General features: G+C 42.4%; 3 protein-coding genes. All 3 read left to right on the forward strand.

What is annotated here, in order from left to right:
- On the forward strand, positions 1–1,018 hold a 1,018-nt coding region (locus tag VLN09_RS03085), incomplete at its 5' end, for an FGGY family carbohydrate kinase (RefSeq protein WP_325243737.1).
- A 458-nt stretch (positions 1,019–1,476) separates the two neighbouring features.
- The gene (locus VLN09_RS03090) at positions 1,477–1,947 is read left to right on the forward strand and encodes a hypothetical protein (protein WP_325243738.1); all 471 of its coding nucleotides are present in this window, start codon (positions 1,477–1,479) and stop codon (positions 1,945–1,947) included.
- 275 nt (positions 1,948–2,222) lie between these two features.
- Positions 2,223–2,751 (forward strand): endonuclease/exonuclease/phosphatase family protein (locus VLN09_RS03095; RefSeq protein ID WP_414709077.1); only part of this gene is annotated, 529 nt, incomplete at its 3' end.

The raw sequence follows: 2,751 nt of genomic DNA on the forward strand, positions 1-2,751 counted from the left end.
GACCAATGCTTCTCGTACGCTGCTGTTTGATATTCATAAGCTGGCGTGGTCAGAGACGCTTTGCGATCGTTTTGCAATTCCCATGAACATATTGCCCAAGGTGCTACCGTCTGATGGTGATTTTGGTAAAACTAAAAAAGGCCTGTTTGCAAAGCAGATACCCATTCAAGCAGTGCTAGGCGATCAGCAAGCAGCGCTCTTTGGGCAAGGCTGTCTCGATGCTGGCATGGCCAAAAATACCTATGGCACAGGCTGTTTTATGCTGATGAATATCGGTCAGCAACCAAAGTTAAGTGAGCACAAATTGCTAACCACCATTGCGTGGCAGCGAAAAACATCTATAGTTCGTCCAGATAATTTATCATTTGACCAAATCGTGCAATCTGGCAGACGGATGCTACAGCCTCCCAGCAGAGAAGTGACTTATGCGTTAGAGGGCAGTGTCTTTATGGCAGGCGCTATCGTCCAATGGTTGCGTGACAATCTGGGTATGTTTCAAAAGAGCGGCGAAGTCGAAGATCTAGCACGTCAAGTAGACAGTAGCGAAGATGTGGTGCTCTTACCTGCATTTACTGGACTTGGTGCACCTTATTGGCGGTCTGATATCAGTGCCAGCATCACTGGTATGAGCCGTGGCACTACTAAATCCCACATTGCCCGTGCTGCGTTGGAGGCCGTTGCCTATCAGACTTATGATGTGCTCATCGCTATGCAAAAAGACAGTCCTCATCCATTGACTGAGCTGAGAGTGGATGGCGGTGCTGCAAACAATGATTTGCTGATGCAGTTCCAAGCAGACTTATTAGATGTCCCTGTACTTCGTCCAAGAGACACAGAAATTACGGCTAAGGGAGCTGCGTTACTCGCTGGTCTAAAAACTGGGCTGTACGATGAAGCAACGATGAAAGCTTCATGGCAGGTAGAGCGTATTTTCGAACCAAGTATGTCGGTCGATGCCCGTGAGCAACATCTTGATAAATGGCAACGAGCCATTGCAAGGTCGTTAATGCAGCTCTAAGCTTGATTCATTTACTTAATCTATTGTGGCATGTCTGCTAATTACCCAATAAGCTCATCCTACACAATCATGATAAAGATACAGGTTGTAACGTAAGACAATCGCAATATGGACAAAGTTTACATAATCCGCCTATCTGTCCTTACCTATAAATTTCTATACTACAATTAGATTTAGCAAGACAACTAGTTTTTTAGCAAACAAACAGTTCAATAAATAATAAATAATTTAAGGACAATATTATGAGTAACGACGGCCGCATTACAGATCCTAATAATCATGTAGTTGATGAAGATTATTTTGAAGTAGGTGATAGAGAGCGAATCATGGACGATAACGAGCGTAGATTAACTGGTAGCGATCATACGATAGACAATAGAGTCATTAGACATGAAGAGGATAATATTATACATGAACATGATGATCATGACGCTATCGATCGCAGTGCAGTAAAGCATATGTCAAAAGAGACAAAGGAAGAGTTGAATGCTGACCCAATCACAGGTGAGCCAGGCTCACATCCTGTAGGTACAGGTATCGGCGGTATCGGCGGTGCAGCAGCAGGCGCAGCCATTGGTACGATGGCAGGTCCGCTAGGTACGCTAATTGGTGGTGCTATTGGTGCTGTTGTTGGTGGCGGCTTAGGTCATGCAGCAGCTGAAGCGATTGACCCAACACATGAAGAAGCTTACTGGCGTGCAGAACATGCTAATACCGATTATTATCGAGAAAGTCATGACTTTGATCGTGATTTGCATCCAGCCTATGCTGTAGGTTATGCTAACCGTGCCCGTTATCCAATGGATGCTCGTTTTGACGATCATGAAGCAGATTTAGAGCGTTCATGGCATGAAGTAAAAGGTGAATCTCGTCTGGAGTGGAATGAAGCCCGTCAAGCCTCACGTGATGCATGGAACCGTATTTCTTAATTTATGAAAGATAATGTAAAAAAAGCAGCAAATAGCAGTGCTAAATGTTTTTATCAAAGCTTGCTATCGTATTACTAGATTTAATTTGATTGTAGGCATTTGCTGGCTAATAAACAAAACAATGCTGAATTATGCTATTTTAAAGCCTCCAAAGATTTCTTTGGAGGCTTTTTTAGTATATATTGTTAAATGTGAATATAATTAATAGTGTTATGTTTAAATATATTTAATAATAAGACATAATTATCAAGAATTATAATAATAGGTAATTTGTGATGAATAATACGCAAGGTAATGACCCAAAGCAGTTTTATATAGCGACAGCGAACTTGCTCAATTTTGCCAATCCCAACCGATTATATTATCCAAATGCACCCGCTTATAGCAATCATGAATACGAGCATAAATTACAAGGCATTACTGACTTACTCTCGAAGGCACACGCTGATATCATCGCTGTACAAGAAGTGTGGGACAGTGAAGCGCTAATCACATTGGCGGTATCGTTAGGTTTTAAACCTGAGCATGTGGTTATTCCGCTGGCAAGTAATGATAGTACAAGTCCGTATACGCAAGGAAAAGGGGCACAGAATACCCCTGCGGTTGGTCGTATCAGTCGGTTTGCGCATTTAGAGAGTCGCTTACTTGAAGAGATTTTGCCAAAAGCCATGATTGATATTCCAGATATTGGTCCTTATCAGCGCTTTAATCGTCCGCCGCTTGTATTGCGCATAGATGCTTTTGGGCAGCCGATTACGATTATCACCGCTCATCTAAAAAGTAAACGAGCATTTTTCTTACGTG

Origin of the sequence: Psychrobacter sp. (assembly GCF_035469765.1) — a bacterium.
GTDB lineage: Bacteria > Pseudomonadota > Gammaproteobacteria > Pseudomonadales > Moraxellaceae > Psychrobacter.

Excerpts from the sequence above, each read along its gene's own strand:
- VLN09_RS03090 (WP_325243738.1), top strand. The coding sequence starts at position 1,477 with ATGTCAAAAGAGACAAAGGAAGAGTTGAATGCTGACCCAATCACAGGT.